The sequence below is a fragment of the Psychrobacter sp. DAB_AL32B genome (genome assembly GCF_002224105.1).
Taxonomy (GTDB): Bacteria; Pseudomonadota; Gammaproteobacteria; order Pseudomonadales; family Moraxellaceae; genus Psychrobacter.
Genome location: NZ_NEXU01000213.1, coordinates 1 through 226, shown reverse-complemented (window position 1 = coordinate 226; position 226 = coordinate 1). Strand labels below are relative to the sequence as shown.

The window sequence follows — 226 nt, the reverse complement described above, 5'->3', positions numbered from 1 at the left end:
GGGCAACCAACGCGCATTCGATAAAGTATACCTTCAACTGTTTGTCTTAGATTTCCTTTGTCATAAATATTCAGTTCTAGTAAGATAGGTCTTAGTCTAGTCCAGTGTTCATCTTTGAGCATGGTACGAGGCATAGCGAACGTGATCTTTTGGTGTGAGAACTTAAAGATTAGACGTTCGCTATTTTTTTTGCCAACACTTTATCGCCAATGTTCAACACGCCCTA

The 226-nt window shown here is 39.8% G+C and carries 1 pseudogene; it reads right to left on the bottom strand.

Features of this window, described 5'->3' with window-relative positions:
* Positions 1-134: pseudogene (locus CAN34_RS14000) on the bottom strand (IS5/IS1182 family transposase); the annotation flags it as partial.
* Positions 135-226 lie beyond the last annotated feature (92 nt).